Origin of the sequence: Paenibacillus swuensis (genome assembly GCF_001644605.1) — a bacterium.
Classification (GTDB): domain Bacteria; phylum Bacillota; class Bacilli; order Paenibacillales; family DY6; genus Paenibacillus_N; species Paenibacillus_N swuensis.
This window is the reverse complement of sequence record NZ_CP011388.1, coordinates 2,379,340-2,398,774: the sequence shown is the minus strand read 5'-3', so window position 1 is coordinate 2,398,774 and position 19,435 is coordinate 2,379,340. Positions and strand designations below refer to the sequence as shown.

Below are 19,435 nucleotides of genomic sequence, written 5' to 3'. Positions count from 1 at the left end.
TACACGGAGAACCGGCTTAGCACTCAGCATCTATCCGCAAGACAACCCGATCCGGAACAATGTCCCTTCGCTCGAGGAGCTAACCAGCGCAAGGGTTCCGTTCTGTTTCTCAACCAACTGCTTGGTAATCGAGAGCCCCAGCCCCGTCCCCCCCGACTGTCGGGCCCGATCCTTATTCACGGTGTAGAAGGCCTCGAATATTAAGTCACGGGAAGCTTCGGGTATGGGTTGTCCAGTGTTGTATACATCCAGTTCGACACGCTCCCCATCCACAATCCGAATTCGAATTGTAATCCTTCCCTTTGGTTGATTGTATTTAATCGCATTATCCAGTAAGTTGACGACGATATGCATCAGACTTTCGCGATCCGCCCATACGAGCGCGGGGTGCAAGTCCAACTCCAAGGTTAATCCGAACTTCTCGGCTTTTCCCCGCATACGCCCGGCCACATCCTTCACCAAGTAGGCAAGATCCACCGATTCCGCCTGTTCCTCAAAATCATATTTCTCCAGCGCGCTCAAGTGCAGCGCTTTTTCCACCATCTCCAACAGCCGCAAGCTTTCCTTATCGATGTTCTCTACAGCTTCATTTGTTAGCTTCGGGTCATCCTTATACATGCTCATCAAGTCGGTATAGGCCCGTATGGAGGTTAGCGGCGTCTTGAACTCATGGCTGATGTTACCGATAAATTGCTTCTGTTGACGCTCCAACGCTTGCAGCTTCCGCACCGCCAGCTTCAGCTTCTCCTGCTCCGCTTCCATGCCCCGGATGTTCTTCTCAATCTCGCTGCTCATGAAGAATATGCCCTCGCCGAGCTCACCCAGTTCATCTTTTCTGCGAATGGGAGGCTTCGAAATATAAGCGCCCCGCTGAATCTGATTCGCCGTCTCCTTTAAGCGAATAATCGCTCTGGAGAACCCGCTGAAATACAGGTATCCCAACACAAAGCTGCTCAACAGCACAGCCCCTCCGGTCGTCCAAAATAAATTTTGAATCGTTCGATAGAACGCATTCTGATTTTGAAGGGAGTATTTAAACTCCAGAACCCCGGCTTGCTGATCCTGCAGAGTGACAGGGGCGAGATAGGTAGCGGACGCCTCGTCCTGCACATATACCACTTTATTTTGAAGCGCATAGTTCATCAGGGTTGTCAGATCCGTCCGATCGGCACCCGGAACGGACCTGCCGACTCGCTGTCCTTCCATGGAATAGATTTCAGCCGGCATCCCGCTGTAAGTTGCGATATTCCGCGCCAGCTCTTGACCGCGTTTCCGGATAAATACATCCGGTTCGGTCTTTGGACCTGTATAGTACGCTTGGTTGATTTGCAGATTGGCTATTTCCGTTTGACGTTCCAGCACCGCTTCCATCTGATTGCGTTGATCATTTCGAATCCCGCTTAATACCATGGTAGTCAGCACCCCGAGCGAAGCCATCAAAAGCAAGGCCAAGAAAGCGATGAATTTCAATCTCACACTAATTCGCATCAGGCATTTCCAACCGCTTTATACCCGATACCGTATACCGTCTGTAATGTGGAAGCCCCGGTATCTCCCGTTTTCTTGCGTAACCTCTGAATATGAATGTCCACCGTGCGGGTACCGCCGGCATAGTCCATACTCCACACCAGGTCGAGTAACTCATCCCTTGTGTACACCCTCTCCGGGTGAGCGCATAACAGCGCAAGCAAATCAAACTCCTTGGGCGTCAACTCCAAAAACTGGCCATGGGCCTGCGCGGATCGCTTCTTCAGATGGAGGGTAATCGGACCCAGCGTAATTTCATCCTGATCTTTAAGTTCTGCGGGCTTTATGCTTCTGTTCAGCCGTCGGAGCAGCGCCTTTACTCTGGACAACAGCTCGCGAATGTCGAACGGCTTGGTCATATAATCATCAGCGCCCAGCTCGAGGCCAAGCACTTTATCGACAATGTCATTTTTTACGGTCAGCAGCAGGATGCCTACATTCTCCCGGTTTTCCAGCTTGCGGCATACTTCATATCCGTTCAGCTTCGGCATCATTACATCCAGAACGATGACCTGGGGTCGGAAGGAGTCCGCTTTGCGTAACGCTTCTTCTCCGTCATGGGCGATTTCAACGGTATAGCCTTCCCGGCGAAAAGCATAAGCCACCGCTTGCGCTATGCTGGCTTCGTCATCCACAACAAGGATGCGCTGATCGTGTTCGTGCATGCCTTCCACCTCTCCCTCCGATTGTAATGTTCTTCTCTATTCTACCAAATCTTTGTTTCCAAAATGTATCCGCTCCAAAAACAACAAAGAGCAGATCCGCTAACGCACTAAAACACACTCTAGCATATAGATCGTTGCTCTGATTTCGAGAAATTAGTGTGCTTAAGGACATTAAATCACCGGATGAGGGCGGATGGAGTGCGATTAGTGTGCCTAGGGACTTTATTTCGTCGGATGTGGGCGGACTGAGCGAGATTAGTGTGCCTGGGAACATTATTTCGTCGGATGTGGGCGGATGGAGCGAGATTAGTGTGCTTGGGGACTTTATTTCGTTGGATGTGGGCGGATGGGTCGAGATTAGTGTGCCTGGGAACATTATTTCGTCGGATGTGGGCGGATGGAGTGCATTTACTATTTATTGTATTCCTAAATTAAATAAAGTCCGGTCCCAACCCCAAGGTTCCAAAGGAACCCAAGGTCAGGACCGGCTTTCTCAGTTGCAGCGCGCAGATCGTCGTGCCGCAGACTTTGGAGTCGGATTCTTCTATCTCTATTTCAACTCAAATGAGCTTTTCAGTGAAACAATCAAGTTAAACACCGGGCGTCCCGGCACCGAGTTCTTCGGATCGACGTTGAAGTAACCGTGGCGGAAGAACTGGAATTTATCCTGAGCCTTCGCATCCTTCATGTTATCTTCCACGAAGCCTTCCAGAATCTCGATCGAGTTCGGGTTGATGTGGTCCAGGAAAGATTCACCTTCCGCTTCCTCTTCGACATCCAGAATTAACGGCTCATATAGGCGGAATTCGGCAGGTACGGCATTCGTAGCATCCACCCAGTGAAGTGTTCCTTTCACTTTGCGGCCGGTAAAGCCGCTGCCGCTCTTCGTCTCGACATCATAGGTGCAATGAATTTCTACTACATTGCCGTTCGCATCTTTGACGAAGTCATTGCACTTGATGAAGTAAGCATGCTTCAAGCGGACTTCATTACCCGGGAACAAGCGGAAGTACTTGTTCGGCGGATTTTCCATGAAATCATCCTGCTCGATATAAATCTCGCGGGAGAACGGAATTTGCCGGTTGCCCATCTCCGGGTTCTCGGCGTTGTTCTCCGCTTCCAGGTACTCTACCTGACCTTCGGGGTAGTTTGTAATGACAACCTTCAGCGGCCGAACCACGCCCATGGTACGCATCGCCTTCAGCTTAAGATCCTCACGAATGTAATGATCCAGCATCCGGGAGTCCACGAAGCCGCTGCCCTTGTTCACGCCAAGATCACGCACAAAGCTGCGAATCGCTTCCGGTGTATAGCCGCGGCGGCGCAGACCGGAGATAGTCGGCATCCGCGGATCGTCCCAGCCGTCCACCACATTCTCGTCCACGAGTTGTTTAAGCTTACGCTTGGACATAACCGTGTTCGTGATGTTCAAACGGCCGAACTCGTATTGATGCGGCACGTTCGGCATCTCGCATTCGCGAATGACCCAGTCGTAGAACGGCCGTTGATCTTCGAATTCCAGCGTACAGATAGAGTGGGTTACATCCTCAATGGCATCTTCCAACGGATGCGCGAACGCGTACATCGGGTAAATGCACCAAGCGTCTCCCGTGTTGTGATGGTGTGTATGTGAAATTCGGTAGATGACCGGATCGCGCATATTAATGTTGCCTGAGCTCATATCAATCTTGGCGCGAAGCACCTTCTCGCCGTTGCCGAACTCACCGGCGCGCATCCGCCCGAACAAATCCGTGTTCTCTTCCACCGAACGATCACGGTAAGGGCTGTTCACTCCCGGCTCCGTCAGGGTGCCGCGGGCTTCACGGATTTGGTCTGCGGTTTGGTCGTCCACGTACGCCAGCCCCTTGTTGATCAGAAGCTGCGCGCGTTTGTACATTTCCTCGAAATAATCCGATGCAAAAAACAATCCGTCCCACTCAAATCCGAGCCAAACCACGTCCTCTTTAATCGCTTCCACATACTCTGTATCTTCCTTCAGCGGGTTCGTATCGTCAAAGCGAAGGTTCGTCTTCCCTTTAAACTCGTCCGCGATCTCGAAGTTGATGCAGATGGATTTGGCATGACCGATATGCAAGTATCCGTTCGGCTCCGGAGGGAACCGCGTGATGACCTTATTTACTTTGCCTGCCTGAAGGTCGCCCTCGATAATTGTCCGAATAAAATTCGCGTTCGTAGCAGTCGGTTTCGTATCGTTCGTTTCCATTCCTATCAACCTTCCGGCTCTGTATTTGTCTGATATTCATTATATCCTGATCTATTCATTATAACATTTTCTGTGCGTGAATATAAACCGTGTCTGGCAGGATTTCTGTTTAGCTTCTTTTTGACATATAGTATAATTAGGCTCCCGAGTTTCCAAAACTATATTGTGAACAAAAATGGAGGGGTACACATGTACAATCCTGATATGTTATTAGAAGCGATTAAACTGGCGGCAGAGAATGTGAGAACAGGGCACGGCGGACCTTTCGGCTGTGTGGTTGTGCATGACGGCGTCATCATCGGACGGGGTTTCAACGAGGTAACCAGCTCCAACGATCCGACCGCGCACGCGGAAGTTCAGGCGATTCGTGAAGCTTGCTCCGTACTGGGTACATATCAGTTAACCGAATGTGAAATTTATACGAGCTGCGAGCCTTGTCCGATGTGCCTTGGCGCGATTTACTGGGCCAGACCGCAAGCGGTTTACTATTACAATACTCGGCATGAGGCCGCGGATATCGGATTCGATGATCAGTTTATCTATGACCAGCTGGAGGTGCCGATTGAGGAGCGTAAGATTCCTTTCCAGCATACCGTAACCGAGGTTCCGGAAGAGAATCAACCGTTTCGGTTATGGAGTATATCGAGCAAGCGCGTGGAGTATTAGTTGATTGCTGCGGGAAAAAGGGTATGAGCTTCGCGCGGCGAATCACTTCTGTTGAAGAATTTTCGGAAATGAGGTGCGTAATGTCTCATCATGAAAGCTTGACTCCAGAGGAGATCGCGTTGCTGCTGGCCCCTGCGGACGAAACGGCTGAAGAAAAAGAAGCTTTTTCGGATGATTCGGTTAACTCTAAGGCGGAGAACACAGACAAGTTGAATCCCGAATATGCTTCAGCCGAACAAGTTAAGGTTCCCGGTCTTGCATTTATTGAGAATGAGCCAGCCTTTCTTCCCCGCTCCAAGCGGCGACGCGGGATGAAGGATTCATTGTTGAGCCGGCTGTTACGGCCCAAATCATAAAGACGTGTCTTGACGCCGACCGGCGGGACATGTCTTTTTTGTGACATTGTACTCTAAATTCTTCAGTTTTCGTTGATGTGGCATGTTGGAGAGAGTGATTTATTTTGAGAGTGATATTGGGAGTCGTAGTGTTACAAGTTCTGTCTGTCTGCTCCGTTGGTCACAAGACGGTATATGGTAACTCTCTGAGCGGGATTGTGCGGGGTGAAGGTTCCGTCGGATACATAGCGTTTCAACCAGTTGTTAGCCGTGCGAATTGTGATGCCAAACTCTTGCGCGACCTGGCCTGTTCGGAGAAATCCATCTTGGCGTTGTGCCAACCGGATCATTCCCTTGCGGCGAGTTTGCCAAATTTGCAGGGCATCCCGATCTAAATCTCCATAGGCCGCTGACCAGCTGTATCCGATCGCTTGTGAAATATATTTTTGACAAAACAACGAGTTACGGACCACTTGCGATGCCGAAAAACGGATGATGATCCAGCCGCTTAACATCATGTCATTCTGTTTAATGAGATGGTCTTCGAAATCGCCCGGTGAGATATTTTTGGCATGCGTCGGGAACCCGTCTACCTCGATTAAGAGTCGGATGCCCCCTTTGACAAAGATGAAATCAGCAAACCGATCCCCATTTTTCGCGTCCTTGAAAGGAAACTCAGCGACTAATCCGGCAAAGTTATAATCCCGTACCGGCCCCCACACATGCTCCAAAAATGCCACTTCCGCTTTCCCCAACTTGTTCCGGTAATGCCCTAGCCTTGCCGCCTGGTGCTCAAATCGGTCGATATACTCCTGTACAGCTTGATTCAAATGAACGCCTCCTCTAAACGAATATGCAAAAAAAGCACACTGTGCCCATTAAAGGTCAGTGTGCTTCACTAGGTGTCATTATAAATCGTCATGGAATAATTTACAATATATTTCAGTAATGATTTACCTAAAATAATGAAATAGGATGTAATTTAAGAGAAAACAGTTACCGTAACGCGCAATGGTGCTCCACCTTGGGATCTTTAGAGTAACTATAGCGAAATTGGGTGTCACCTCAGTGAAAACAGTTACCGTAATGCGCATTTGGTGCTCCACCTTGGGATCTTTAAAGTAACTATTTTCTTTCGAGTGTTGTCCACTTTCTCTATTTTTCGGCCATTTCAGCTGGCGGCGGATTATAAAGTAACGATTTTCCCTCATGTGCAATCTTCGCAACACAGGAGGGAAATCCGTTACTTTATTTCTGAGATTACTCGGTCGGCGGCAGAATATAACGTAACCTTGGAGTCACCTCAGCGAAAACTGTTACCATAACCCCATAACAACCCTCTACCTTGGTATCTTAGACTAACTATAGCGAAATTGGTTCTCCACCTTGGGATCTTAGGGTAACCATAATGCGCAATGGTGCTTCACCTTGGGATCTTTAAAGTAACTATACCGAAATTGGGTGTCACCTCAGCGAAAACAGTTACCGTAATGCGCCTTTGGTGCTCCACCTTGGGATCTTTAAAGTAACTATTTTCTTTGAAGTGTTGTCCACTTTCTCTATATTTCGGCCATTTCAGCTGGCGGCGGATTATAAAGTAACGATTTTCCCTCATGTGCAGTCTTCGCAACACAGGAGGGAAATCCGTTACTTTATTTCTGAGATTACTCAGATGGCAGCAGAATATAACGTAACCTTGGAGTCACCTCAGCGAAAACTGTTACCATAATCCGTAATGCGCAAGTTACCTCACAACTGTCCCACTATGTGTTGGCGGTTGTATGAATGCCGCCGTGCTATGACCGGGCGCCATTCACGCCGGACTAACCCAATCGACGCTTCACCATGCTCCGCGCGATCCACACCCCCGCCGCGCCGGCTTGCGCCAGGCCGCGCGTGATGCCCGCACCGTCGCCGCCGCAATACAAGCCGGCGATCTCGGTTTCGAACTCCTCCGTCAATTTCGGACGGGCGGAGTAGAACTTCGCTTCCACGCCGTAGAACAGCGTGTGCTCGGATGCGATGCCGGGCGTCACCTTGTCCAGCGCCTCGACCATCTCGATCAAGCTCTTCATCGTGTTGTAAGGCAACACGAGTCCCAGATCGCCCGGTACCGCCTCCTTCAGCGTCGGCTCCAGGAACCCTTCCTTGATCCGCGCTTCCGTGGAGCGGCGGCCTTTCAGGATGTCGCCGTACTGCTGCACGATGACGCCGCCATTGGACAGATCATTCGCGCGCTCACAGATCTCGCGCGCATACTCATTCGGCTTATCGAACGGCTCTGTGAACTTATGCGAAACCAGCAACGCAAAGTTCGTATTCGCCGAGCCGAGCGCCGGATCCTTGTACGAATGACCGTTGGCCGCCATCGCGCCGCTGTGGTTCTCCACAACCACGTGCCCGGACGGATTGCTGCAAAACGTGCGGACACGCGTCCCCACACTCGTATTGAAAATAAACTTCCCTTCATATAAATGCTCGTTAATTTCCCGCATCACCACATCGGACGTTTCCACACGCACCCCGACATCCACCTGGTTGTTGTACATCTTCAGACGGCGGCGCTTGAGAATCTCCGTGAGCCAAGCCGAGCCGTCGCGCCCCGGACCGACCATAACTTGATCGGCTCGGAATTCGGTCCCATTTTTCAACAAGATGCCTTGAACCGTATAAGCGCCTTCCTCTTTCACCGTAATCAGATCGGCAACTTCCGTCTTGAACATCATATCGACACGCGTTTTCAAATACTCAAAGATCGATTGCAGAATCTCCAAGTTCTGCTCCGTCCCCAAGTGACGCACTTGCGCCCGCAACAGCTTCAAACCCGCCGCGTACCCGCGCTGCTCGATATCCCGGATCGTCTCCGTCGTCGGATCGGTGATGTTCGTGGTGGCCCCATGCTCCAGATTTATCTCATCCACGTAGCGGATTAAATCCAGCACTTGCGAATGCGGCAAGTAATCCGTCATCCAACCTCCGAACTCGGTCGTAATGTTGAACTTCCCGTCACTGTAAGCACCGGCGCCCCCAAAACCACTTGTGATCGAACAAGCCGGCAAACAACCCGCAAAATCTTTCTTCCCTGCGGCGGGCGGACAGAGCTTTATTTTTTCCTCGAGAATGGGACAACGCCTTGAATAAATATCATGACCTTTATCTACAAGAAGCACCTTGAGATGAGGCGCCTTTAACGTTAATTCATAGCTTGCAAAAATCCCCGCGGGACCCGCACCGACAATAATCACATCATAGTTGTTCATACCTTAATTTCCCCCTTCAGGTTTGCCTAGCACACAAAAAATTCCCGACACGACAGGTAGACTAAATCTACCTTCGTAGCCAGGAATGTTAGGGTTCCTTGTAGAGACCCCCGACCCGTATTGTCAGGGTTATACGAAAAGAATGAGTGATATTCAATTGAAAACAACATGGCTAATCATAACTTCATAACAGTATAATGTCAATGCCAAAAGTGTTTAATGTTCGTGTTTAAGGTTTTATCAATAAAAAAATCAACTTACTGTTAAGATTACGTTAACTAAAAGCGTACAATAATCCACTCGTAACACATAATCAGATACCATTACTTCTATGTACCCAACGGAATTGGCGAGCGAGGTCAATGGTATGAATTCGGAAAACCTGCAGGAATCCGAGCATAAACTACGAAGTCATATGAGAACGTTTGCAATCGTATGGATGATCATATGGACTATAACTTGAAAAGAGGGATACGCATGGATGAAGTACGCATTGGAATTATAGGTCTCGGTGGCATGGCGCGCTGGCATATGCAACAATTTGCGGCAACCGAGGGTGTGCGGATCGCGGCGATTTGCGATGTGAATCCGCAAGCATTGGAGGAAACCGGTGACAAGTTAAACTTACCCGCGGACAAAAGATATACCGATTACGCCGCCCTGATTCAGGATCCGGACATCGACGGCATCGTCTCGGTAACACCGAACAATACGCATGCCGTCATTCTGAAAGCCTGTATAGAGGCCGGCAAGCCGCTCTACGCGGAAAAACCGTTGACCCGCACCTTCGAGGAAGCCGTTGAAGTATTAGAGTTATACAGACAGAAGCCCATTCCATGTATCATCAACTTCTCCTATCGCAATGTACCGGCTTTCCAGCGCATCAAACGGATGATTGAGGAGGGACAGATCGGCGCCGTTCATCATATGTTTGTGCAATACCTGCAAGAGTGGGGAAGCTCGCCTTTCAACACCCCGTTCGTGTGGCGCTTTGACGCTGAAGTAACAGGCACGGGAACATTGGGCGATCTGGGCTCCCATATGATTGACCTCTCCCAGTACTTAGGCGGCAGCTCCATTCAAGGCTTGCAGGCCATGCTCAGCACGATCATTCCGCAGCGTCCCGATCCCGCAACACAGGAGCCTGTCGATGTGAAGGTGGACGATCTGGCCTGCTGGAACGGCCGGTTTGAGGACGGTTCCATTGGTGTGTTCCAAACCTCCCGCAACGCTATAGGCAGCGGAAATCAACACGAGATTACCATCTACGGCGATCTGGGCACGCTGCATGCCAGTACACTGAACGAGCACCAGGTAAAGTGGACATCCAAGAAAGAAGGCGTAGAAGGGTCATTCACAGAGACCTTGGAGATCCCTTCCGATGAAGGGTTGCATCCATGGTCCGCTTTTGCCAGAATCATTCGGGGTGAAGAGGTTGAAGGCTTTGCATCATTGGAAGAAGGATACCGCAATCAATTGGTGCTGGAAGCCGTCGTTCGCTCTGATCGGGACCGGGCATGGGTGGAAGTGGATGATCTGAATTTGGCCAAAATAACGGAAGTGGCAGGATAAGCTGTACGGAATCAAAATCGCTAATGATCATGACATCTTTCCTCTCGCCATATACTGAGTATAAATATGACGGTGAAAGGAAGATTACTCTGTGACTTTATTCCCGGGAGCAACTCAGTTTACACCTCTGACATTAAAGGGGGCGCCCCTGTTTGATCCGCCGCTGGATGAAAATCCTTCAAGTGTGGACATCGTCGGGGACGCTTCCTTCCCCTCGGCCTATATCGCCTATGACGGAACTCATGTATTCTTTCGGCTGCGGCTGCGTACAGATCCTCGTTTCAAGACAGCCTTTCAGAACTTCACCTGGGGAGTGCTCTTGAATACCGCTACTTCGGAGTGGCAGCTTTCTCTGGATGGCAATAAAAGCCGGCTAAACCTGATACCTGCCTCCGCTCCAAAATCATCCAATGCCGATGACGCTGCAAGCTTCTCTCAGCCCGTCATTAATTATGACATTGCCCGAGCGATTCTCGCGCCTGATGGATCCTCATTAGGAAAGACACCTAACTACTTCCTTGATTTCACGCTTCCTTCGGCCATTCTCTTTAAGTTTCTCGGCATTACGGAAGCGAGTCCCCTTCAATGTCTGTTCTTCACGGCCACCAACTCCAACAATATCAATAAAGATGTTTTGTCCACTTCGTTCTCAGACCCTTTTACGCTTACCTCGGTTAATCTCAGAGCCGTCTTGAACGTAAGCAAGACGCTCCAGAGCGGACCTACTCAGGTCAATACGAATCAGATTACACGCTGGCAAGGGACTATTACGGCAAGAAACAGCGGGAAAAGCCAAGCCACAACCGTATTTGTCAACGATGTGTTCGGCTTAAATCAAATTACGTCGCTAGGTATCGATAAACCCACCATAGGTAACGCAACGGTAGATGCGATTCGGAACACCATCACCTGGAATATTGGCAACCTTCTTCCCGGACAGTCGACTTCACTCACATTCAACGTTACCGGGCAATTCACCGCCCCGCCCACCGGAACCCCGACGCTTAACACAGCAACGGTTACGGGCATTGATCTCTTTACAGGCTCCAGGGTGCCCACTGCCACGGCTACCATTGATTTAGCAGTGATTACGTCAGGCGGGATCAGCGGGCAAGTGGTCAACGGGGCAACCGGTCTTCCCGTTCCGTTCACGAATGTGGCTCTTCGCGCTGCGTCCGGCACGTTTACAGCTGCCACCGTTTCGGATGTTGGCGGCGGATTCGGCTTTAGCAACCTAGCCGCGGGAAGTTACATTTTAGACTTTACAGCCGCGGGCTTCCAGAACGGAACAGCCACTGTAACCGTCGCTGCGGGAACCGCGGCTAAAGCCAACATCATTCTGCAACCCGTGCCTGCCATTGTGCAAGGTACCGTCTCGAATCCGATCACTGGCGCAATCCCTGACGCGCAATTACGGCTGAAAGATCCGTTCGGGGCCATCGTGGCTTCAACCGTCTCCGCTGCAACCGGGTTTTATAATTTCCCTAATGTTCGGCCGGGAAGTTATATTCTCACCGTGGAAGCGAACGGGTTTGAAACCAAATTCGCCTCCATTACAACCACCTCAGGCACCGTCTTGACATCCGATTTCTCCCTTACCGCTAATCCCGCATCCGTGAGCGGTTTCGTTCTGAACAAGATTGCGGGTACGGTGATACCGGGAGCACTGGTAGAGGTTATTAACGGGGTTTCCAATGTGCTGGCTTCCACCCTTTCCGATGCTTCGGGCTTCTACTCCATTAATAGCTTACCTCCCGGAACATTCGGACTCCGCGCCTCCTCGCCCGGTTTCGGAACCGTCATTGTGGCTTTCACCGTTACGCCCGGGGAGAAAGAAGCTCTGAATGTAGATCTGTTGGCGAATGAAGGCTCTGTGGTCGGTGTGATTACCGACGCGGAGACGGGCGCGCCCCTGCCGGAAACCAGCATCCGGATCGTGGCCAGTGACGGTGTCACCTTGGTTACCGGATTAACGGACGCACTAGGACAGTACAATATCGCTTCGTTACCGCCGGATTTCTACAATATTAACTTTGCCGTCGGCGGTTATTCCACACGAACTTTAGGCGTCTCCATTGAGCCAGGTGTAGTATCCAGACTGGATACCGCTTTAAGCCGTCTGGCCGGAACACTCGTAATCCGAATCACCGGTACAGATCAGCAGCCGATCCAGAATGCCTTCGTTCGTGTATACAACGGAAGTACCATTATCGGTTTCACAACCAGTGATCAGGAAGGCATCGTGACCTATCCTTCCATAGCACCCAATACGTATACGATTGCCGCTTCTGCCGCGGGTTTCGGCACCTTGCTCAGCGGGACGATTATACAACCGGGCGAAACCAGCTCTCTTGAGCTTGTACTGGAGCCCAATCCCGGTTTTCTTAGAGGGCAGGTACGCAGCGCAACAGGCGTCTCTGTTCCGGGCGCTGTAGTCACCATACGCTCGGAGTCCGCTCAAGGTCCTATTGTGTTCAAGAGCATAGCGGACAGCAACGGTCTTTACTTCGTACCTAGTCTGGCTCCGGGCGATTATGCGTTCATTGCTGTGGCCGCAAGCTTCCAGACCAGTTTCAGCGGCGGAACGATTCGTTCGGATGAAACGACTCGTTTCGATTTTACTTTGAGTCCTAATCCGGGTGTCATTGAAGGTTACATCTTCAACAATCAGACGAACGCGCCATTAACGGAAGAATCCAGTGAAGTACGGATCCTGAATCAGTTCGGCGTCGTCGTGGGTAACGTATTTACCGATCAGAACGGGATGTACAGAACGCCGGGATTGGCCCCGGGCAACTATGATATCGTTGTTTCAGCGGCTAATTTCCAAACAGGAATGGCCAGTTCCATTGTAGAGCAGGACGGTGTAACGGTCACCAATCTGTCCTTGCTGCCTAATCCGGGTATCGTCAGGGGCAGGATCAGCGAAAGTGTAACGGATTTGCCTATAGGCAGCGCAGTTGTGCAGGCATTAGGGGAGAACGGGAATCTAATCGCCACGACATTGACAGATCCGGAAGGCAACTATCAGGTTACGGGATTGGCGCCGGGTAATTATACGATCATTGCGACAGCCAAAGATTTACAGTCGAATGTTGCCGGCGGCATTGTCATATCCGGACTGACGACGGTCATCTCGTTTACATTAACGCCTATACCGGGCACGATTCAGGGTACGGTATTGCCCGGCGCTCTTGGTTTGGTCATCCAGTTATATAACAGCAGTAACCTGTTTCTTTCCGTTGTGGCTTCCCCGGACGGACAGTTTCAGTTCAAGAACCTGACACCGGGCAACTACATTGTGTCCGCTTCCGCTCCGAACTTCGCCATTGGCACAGCCGCGGTCACCGTTCCCCCGGGCGGTGAAGGTCAGATCTTGATCACCCTTACTCCAAACCCGGCTACACTGAGCGGGAGAATTACGTCAATCAACGGATTGCCGATCGTCAATGCCCTGGTCAAAATACAAGACGACAACGACAATTTAATCGGACTCAGCGGCACCGACGCCAATGGTTTGTACAGTATCAATAACCTGCCACCCGGCAACTATTCCATCACGGTAACGGCTCCGAGTTTTATGAATACGCTTGGGGGGATTCGTTTAAATCCGGGAGACGCGGTCAGTGGACGCGATTTCACATTATCGCCGAATTCAGGCTCCATCTCGGGTCAAATTACGAAGGTTTCAGACGGGTCCGTCATCTCCGGGGCGTCCATTACCCTTCGTCCTACGGACATTGCCGGCACCCAAATCAAAAACACAACGACCAGTCCGTTCGGCAATTTTCTCCTATCGGATTTATCTCCCGGTTCCTATGTCCTGTTTGTTTCCGCTCCAATGTTGGCCACTCAGGAAATTGGAGTGATCGTCATCAGTGACGAAATCGCGCGTGCAGACGTCGCCTTGTCCTCCATATTCGGCGGATTATCCGGTTTGGTTACCGATCCCCAAGGCACTCCGATTCCCGGAGCGGGTATTAAGCTTCAGGATCCTGCCGGCAATCTCATCACAAATCTTCTTTCCAACAGTGACGGCACCTTCCTGCTCGATCAGTTGACACCCGGGAACGTGGCCCTTACGATAACCGCCGAGCGTTTCCAGGCAAATTCTTTCGCGGCTGTGATTGAGGCCGGCAAGATCGTGACCATTACCGCCTCATTGACAGGCAGCCCCGCTGTCTTATCAGGTCGGGTTCTGAACGCTCTTAGCTTGGCAGGGATTGACGGAAGTTTTGTTTCTGTGAAAAATGAAGCGGGCATTGCCATAGCAACCGTCGTCAGCGGACGGGATGGCGAATTTCTCCTTAACCAACTACCTCCCGGAAGCTTTCAGTGCACCGCGATAGCAGACAATTTCGGAGCAGTGAGTGTAGGCATTATTTTGAAAGCAGGAGAAGTGACCACGACCTCACTGAGGTTAGTACCGAATCCCGGCTTTATCACGGGGTTTGTCAGTTCTTCTCCGGACGGCAATCCGATACCGGGAGCTTCCATTCAGATTCTGAACAGCGCGGGCGCCGTGATTACAACACTTCTTAGTGATTCGCAGGGAGCTTACTTATCCGAAGGATTACAATCGGACAGCTATACAGCGGTTTCCCAGGCTCAAGGGTTTACCAGTCAACGTATTGGATTTCAGATCAGCCCTGGCGTAACTCAATCGCTTAGTTTTCTGCTTGCGGCTTTACCTGCCACGATTACGGGCATCATCTCGGATAGCCGAACCGGTCTGCCCTTGTCCAACGCTTTCGTGGAGTTAAGAGATGCCAATACGTTCGGTGATGCGATCTTGAGAGCCGTGTCCGAACAAGACGGAACTTATGAATTGACCGGAGTATACAGCGGCAATTTCACACTCACCGCCCTGTCGCCGGGGTACCAGACGGTTGTTACTTCAACGGGAATCTTCGGCGGTGAGCGCCAAGTATTCAATTTCCCGTTGCCACCGGTAGCAAGCACGATTACAGGAGTGGTTACAGGACCTTCAACCTCTGGCGGCACCGTGAGTATTTTGCCCATGCCCGGCGTACCTGTCAAAGTAATTGATTCCTTCGGGGTCACCGTCTCTCAAGGTCAAACGGACCTGGGCGGGAATTATGTCGCGGGGGGCCTTCCCTCAGATCAATACACAATCGTCGCAGCGACCCCTAGTCTGCAATACGGTTTACAGCAAGTCACTCTCTTGTCCGGCAAGTCAGCGATAACGAACTTTTCTCTGGCCGCCAATCCCTCTTCCTTCGCAGGTACCGTATTGGAACAGTCGAGCAGCACTCCTGTGGTCGGAGCCATAGTTCAGGTCATCAACGGCAATCGAATCCCTGTGATCGTCACCGCTACCGATGGCGTCGGCCGGTTCGAGGCGAGCGGCTTATCCGCCGGGCAGTACACAATCCAGATTTCCGCTCCCCAATTCGGTTCAACCGCTACGGTACAATCTGTCGGTACGGGGATCCGGCCGCCTGACCTTCAACTGGAGCTCAATACAGCGCCCGGCAATCTCGCGGGAACCGTACGGGATGAACAATTCCGGCCGTTGTATCGCGCTTTGGTTCAAGTGTTTCAATCTGATCAGGCGCTGCTTCGGCAAGTCATCACCAATTTTCAAGGAAAATATGCAATCTTCGGTTTAGCCCCTGGAACGTATCTGGTCCAATTCTCTTATCCGGACAAAATCACCCAACTTCGCCAACCGCTGATCCGCAGCTTCGAAACGACGATCCTGGATGTGATTATGCCGGAGGAGGCCGAGGAGTAATTACAGTTCTATGAAAAGGGACCTTAGCGGGTCCTTTTCTTCTTTGGACTGATGAATGTCCCAAAAAAATGTCCACCTCTTCCAAACCGGGGACCTGACTTTCACCTTTCCCGCTCGCTATAATAGACGCATACAAATGACAATGGAGGAACCATCCATGCGCTATTACTCAAATCCTCTCCCAATTTCATTAAGCCCAAAAGCAGAGAACACCACAGGGTTATCGGCATTCTACAATCCGGACCCTTATGTGCTTAAATACAACGGTGAATACTACAGCTACGCCACCTCGCTAAACGGGGTCGTCGTTCTTCATTCCATAGATCTCGTAAACTGGACTCATCTCGGCTATGCCTTCCAGCAAGAAGGAGAAGCGGACTATTGGGCGCCTGCCGTATTCTATGAGAACGGCTTGTTCTACTTATACTACTCATCCCGTGACGCTCATGAAGAGGATGTGCACTATGAGTTTATGAAAGTCGCGGTGGCGGAACGTCCTGAAGGTCCTTACGAGTATAAGGTAACCTTGTTCGATACCTTCTCGATTGATGCCCATGTTGTGCGGGATGCGGATGGAGAACTGGTGCTGTTTTATTCCACGAATGAAACACTGGGCATCGATTCAAGCCGACCGGGCACCGTCATTCTCGCGGACCGTTTACTTGATCCGCTTACCCTGGAGGGCAAGCCCCGGCTAATTATTAAACCAACTCTGGACGAGGAAATTTACGAGGAAAACCGGTTTGGCGACGGACGCGATTGGCATACCATCGAAGGCGCGTTCCACTTCAAGCGCCGGAACAAACATTATGTGATGTACAGCGGCAACGCGTTCACCCGGGAGACATACTATATTGGCTACTCCTCTGCGGAGCATCGTTCGGGGAGTTCGATAACGGACTTGGATTGGGTCAAATATCCGGATGAGGACACTTATGAGCCTCTTTTGTGCAAAAATAAGCATGTCGAAGGCGTCGGCCACAACAGCGTCGCGATCGCTCCCAATAATGTGGACCCATGGGTTGTGTATCACGGACGGCATGTGGATAAGGAATCCGGGGAAGACGGCGAGCGGCGGCAAATGCGCATGGATCCGATGTACTGGGAACAGGACCGCATGTGGGTGCCAGGCCCGACCTATACCGAGCAAGCGGCTCCCGCCATGCCCTCGTTCCTTGATCGCTTCGATCGTGCAGACCAGCATGGCCTGAGCGGAGATTGGGTTGAAGTTTCCGGCGAATGGGGAGTTTCCGGCGGGGAGGCGCTGCAAGCTTCCAGAGTTGGCAAAAGCCTGGCGCTTGCGCCCGAAACCTATACCAGTGCTGTGTTTGAAGCGAATGTGAAGTGGGTACCCCATCATATGGGCGGTTTGTACGGCGTGGTTGTCCATCGGACGGATGCTGACAATTACACGGAAATTTTGCTTAATACGGGCAAACGTAAACTGATCGCCACCGAGGTTATTCACGGGATCAAGCACAGTGCGGCCAGTACGGATCTGAGCTCAACATTCCGGTTTGACGTCTATCATAGGATGTTCGTAACCATCACGGGTTCTCATATCCAAGTAGAGCTGGACGATATCCCCGTGCTGTCTCATGTAAGCCGGCAGCACCATGGACAGCTGGGCTTGTCCACGCATTATACATCAGCCCGCTTCGACGGGATTGCCGTCACCCGGCATCTGTCACTCTCCGCGGAGACGGCGAATGGGTGCATGAACTGGATTCGTGCGGACAAGGGTGAGTGGATTCTAGATCAAGGAGCTCTTATCGGCAATGGGAACGTTGAGCGTGCCAAAGTGGTTATAACCAAGCCGGAAGGAATGGACGACAGCTTCTGTCGAATGGACCTCCTATACAAAGGCTCTGCTGGTAAAAAAGGTGTGGTTATCCAATTAGCCGGCATGGACGAGGACGCCTTGCAGCCCCTCATCCTTCCTCCTCAGTCATCTAAGACGCGGACCTGCCAAACCGTCATGATCACTCATCTGGATCAACATATTCAGGTATGGTTGGGCAGAGAACTGATCTTGAGCCAACCCGTGAAAGGCACATGGACCGGTCTCAAAATAGAAACGGATTGTGCCATAAGGATTGAGGCTTTAGAGTGGACAGAGCGTTAAGAAATAAGCAGGCAGCCCAGTAAGCCAGAGGTGGTAATCCGTCTCGGTTAACTGGGCTTTTTTGCTTATAGTTAAGTTGACACTCCCCCTTCGCTCTGAATGCCCTATAATTTGAATTATGAATTTAATGATCGGAGGTCGTGATGTTAACCCTACAAGAACAAACAGATGTAAAGAAACTGCAGGACATTTGCGAATCTGCCGACGGCGTTCAGCTGAAGCTCAACTGGGACATGCTCCGAAACAGGGAAGCAGGCGTTAAGAATGATTTCCTTCTCTATGAGGGTGACCTTCTAATCGGGTTTGCGGCTCTGTACGGCTTTGGCAGTATGGTGGAAATTTGCGGGATGGTTCATCCCGATGCCAGGCGGCGCGGGATTTTCACAAAACTTATGGCAGAAGCCATGGACGAGGTGCGCATCCGAAAGTTTAACAAAGTGCTGCTGAATGCTCCCTCGGATTCCAATTCGGCTAAAGGTTTTTTAAATCAGCTTGACTGTCATTTCGCTCATTCAGAACACCAGATGAAATGGCATGAATTCACGAATATGGTTCCTCCTAGGGCAGAGCTTTACCCCATCGTTGCTCAGAGCGTCCTGCTTCGGCCTTCGGAGCCTGAGGATTTGGAGTTAGAGGTGCAGTTGGATGTGCGTTGCTTTAATTTTCCGGAATCGGATGCGCGCGAATATACGGAACGCTTGAAATGTGAAGGACAAGGCAGAATGTATATCATTGAACAGAATCAGAAGGCTGTAGGCAAAATGCGAGTCATCTCAGAGGACGGTGAAGCCTGGATTTACGGCTTTGCCGTGTTGCCGGATGTCCAAGGGCGAGGCATCGGGCGCAGTGCCTTAAAACAGATCGTACAGCAGGAACGCGCCAACGGTAGCGACGTTTATCTGGAAGTGGAAGCCACCAACCGGAACGCCCTGAAGTTGTATGAGGATTGCGGCTTCAGATCCTATCATTCGCAGGACTACTATAGCTATAAATAATCCGCAATCTTGTATCCATGCGTTTATTCTTACCGCTCCCGGGTTATGAATGTTGTATAACAACCTAGGAGGGATTGGCATGAACGAGCATCAATCGAAGATCGACAAGACAGATCGTTCCGGTGTGGCTACGGATAAGAAATTGCCTAAAGCGTCTCCGACAGACGGGCTTGATTCTTTCGTGGAGAAAGCGGTGGAGGAAGTGGATGAAACCCTTCATGGCGAAAACTCCGGCAAGAAAGTGCGCGGGAACAACGATTAAACAAGGAATATAGAAACTCTCCGGCTAAACAACAGCCGGAGAGTTT

General features: G+C 50.9%; 13 protein-coding genes and 1 riboswitch. Of the genes, 8 read left to right on the top strand and 5 right to left on the bottom strand.

What is annotated here, in order from left to right:
- Positions 1 to 30: 30 nt before the first annotated feature.
- Positions 31 to 1,476, bottom strand: coding sequence for a sensor histidine kinase (locus SY83_RS10470; RefSeq protein ID WP_231891414.1), 1,446 nt, complete (start codon positions 1,474 to 1,476; stop codon positions 31 to 33).
- 11 nt (positions 1,477 to 1,487) lie between these two features.
- A complete protein-coding gene (locus SY83_RS10465; RefSeq protein WP_068611039.1) occupies positions 1,488 to 2,192 on the bottom strand; it encodes a response regulator transcription factor in 705 nt (234 codons plus the stop codon).
- A 158-nt stretch (positions 2,193 to 2,350) separates the two neighbouring features.
- Between SY83_RS10465 and SY83_RS23085 the strand changes: the two genes are divergently transcribed.
- A complete protein-coding gene (locus SY83_RS23085; protein ID WP_157279836.1) occupies positions 2,351 to 2,833 on the top strand; it encodes a hypothetical protein in 483 nt (160 codons plus the stop codon).
- Here the strand turns inward: SY83_RS23085 and SY83_RS10460 are convergent.
- Positions 2,743 to 4,416 carry a glutamine--tRNA ligase/YqeY domain fusion protein gene (locus SY83_RS10460; RefSeq protein WP_068606267.1) on the bottom strand — a complete coding sequence of 558 codons (1,674 nt, stop codon included), beginning with the start codon at positions 4,414 to 4,416 and terminating at the stop codon, positions 2,743 to 2,745. The genes SY83_RS23085 and SY83_RS10460 overlap by 91 nt on opposite strands.
- Before the next feature lie 189 nt (positions 4,417 to 4,605).
- On the opposite strand from SY83_RS10460, the gene SY83_RS10455 reads away from it, so the two are divergent.
- Both SY83_RS10455 and SY83_RS10450 read left to right on the top strand, forming a co-directional pair.
- On the top strand, positions 4,606 to 5,082 hold the full coding sequence (locus SY83_RS10455) for a nucleoside deaminase (RefSeq protein WP_068606265.1): 477 nt from the start codon (positions 4,606 to 4,608) through the stop codon (positions 5,080 to 5,082).
- A gap of 80 nt (positions 5,083 to 5,162) precedes the next feature.
- Positions 5,163 to 5,438 (top strand): hypothetical protein, encoded by a 276-nt coding sequence (locus SY83_RS10450; RefSeq protein WP_068606260.1) that lies wholly within the window; start codon positions 5,163 to 5,165, stop codon positions 5,436 to 5,438.
- Positions 5,439 to 5,569: 131 nt separating this feature from the next.
- On the opposite strand, the gene SY83_RS10445 is transcribed toward SY83_RS10450, so the two are convergent.
- Positions 5,570 to 6,247, bottom strand: coding sequence for a helix-turn-helix domain-containing protein (locus SY83_RS10445; RefSeq protein ID WP_068606258.1), 678 nt, complete (start codon positions 6,245 to 6,247; stop codon positions 5,570 to 5,572).
- Positions 6,248 to 7,240: 993 nt separating this feature from the next.
- Positions 7,241 to 8,677: an NAD(P)/FAD-dependent oxidoreductase gene (locus SY83_RS10440; RefSeq protein WP_068606256.1), complete on the bottom strand. Its 1,437-nt coding sequence runs from the start codon at positions 8,675 to 8,677 to the stop codon at positions 7,241 to 7,243.
- Positions 8,678 to 8,733: 56 nt separating this feature from the next.
- A riboswitch (purine riboswitch) is annotated at positions 8,734 to 8,834 on the bottom strand.
- A 320-nt stretch (positions 8,835 to 9,154) separates the two neighbouring features.
- Between SY83_RS10440 and SY83_RS10435 the strand changes: the two genes are divergently transcribed.
- The 5 genes from SY83_RS10435 (at position 9,155) to SY83_RS10415 (ending at position 19,389) form a co-directional block, all read left to right on the top strand.
- Positions 9,155 to 10,249 carry a Gfo/Idh/MocA family protein gene (locus SY83_RS10435; RefSeq protein ID WP_068606254.1) on the top strand — a complete coding sequence of 365 codons (1,095 nt, stop codon included), beginning with the start codon at positions 9,155 to 9,157 and terminating at the stop codon, positions 10,247 to 10,249.
- Between the two features lie 91 nt (positions 10,250 to 10,340).
- Positions 10,341 to 16,007: a carboxypeptidase regulatory-like domain-containing protein gene (locus tag SY83_RS10430; RefSeq protein ID WP_068606251.1), complete on the top strand. Its 5,667-nt coding sequence runs from the start codon at positions 10,341 to 10,343 to the stop codon at positions 16,005 to 16,007.
- Between the two features lie 157 nt (positions 16,008 to 16,164).
- Positions 16,165 to 18,132 carry a glycoside hydrolase family 43 protein gene (locus tag SY83_RS10425; RefSeq protein ID WP_068606249.1) on the top strand — a complete coding sequence of 656 codons (1,968 nt, stop codon included), beginning with the start codon at positions 16,165 to 16,167 and terminating at the stop codon, positions 18,130 to 18,132.
- A gap of 143 nt (positions 18,133 to 18,275) precedes the next feature.
- Positions 18,276 to 19,127 (top strand): GNAT family N-acetyltransferase, encoded by an 852-nt coding sequence (locus SY83_RS10420; RefSeq protein WP_068606248.1) that lies wholly within the window; start codon positions 18,276 to 18,278, stop codon positions 19,125 to 19,127.
- Between the two features lie 79 nt (positions 19,128 to 19,206).
- Positions 19,207 to 19,389, top strand: a complete 183-nt coding sequence (locus tag SY83_RS10415; RefSeq protein ID WP_068606247.1) for a hypothetical protein — start codon at positions 19,207 to 19,209, stop codon at positions 19,387 to 19,389.
- Positions 19,390 to 19,435 lie beyond the last annotated feature (46 nt).

What these genes read in the sequence shown, in the direction of transcription:
- SY83_RS10415 (WP_068606247.1), top strand. Translation starts at nt 19,207, where the DNA reads ATGAACGAGCATCAATCGAAGATCGACAAGACAGATCGTTCCGGTGTG.
- SY83_RS10450 (WP_068606260.1), top strand. Translation starts at nt 5,163, where the DNA reads ATGTCTCATCATGAAAGCTTGACTCCAGAGGAGATCGCGTTGCTGCTG.
- SY83_RS10435 (WP_068606254.1), top strand. Translation starts at nt 9,155, where the DNA reads ATGGATGAAGTACGCATTGGAATTATAGGTCTCGGTGGCATGGCGCGC.
- SY83_RS10425 (WP_068606249.1), top strand. Translation starts at nt 16,165, where the DNA reads ATGCGCTATTACTCAAATCCTCTCCCAATTTCATTAAGCCCAAAAGCA.
- SY83_RS10465 (WP_068611039.1), bottom strand. Translation starts at nt 2,192, where the DNA reads ATGCACGAACACGATCAGCGCATCCTTGTTGTGGATGACGAAGCCAGC.
- SY83_RS10420 (WP_068606248.1), top strand. Translation starts at nt 18,276, where the DNA reads ATGTTAACCCTACAAGAACAAACAGATGTAAAGAAACTGCAGGACATT.
- SY83_RS10455 (WP_068606265.1), top strand. Translation starts at nt 4,606, where the DNA reads ATGTACAATCCTGATATGTTATTAGAAGCGATTAAACTGGCGGCAGAG.
- SY83_RS10460 (WP_068606267.1), bottom strand. Translation starts at nt 4,416, where the DNA reads ATGGAAACGAACGATACGAAACCGACTGCTACGAACGCGAATTTTATT.
- SY83_RS10440 (WP_068606256.1), bottom strand. Translation starts at nt 8,677, where the DNA reads ATGAACAACTATGATGTGATTATTGTCGGTGCGGGTCCCGCGGGGATT.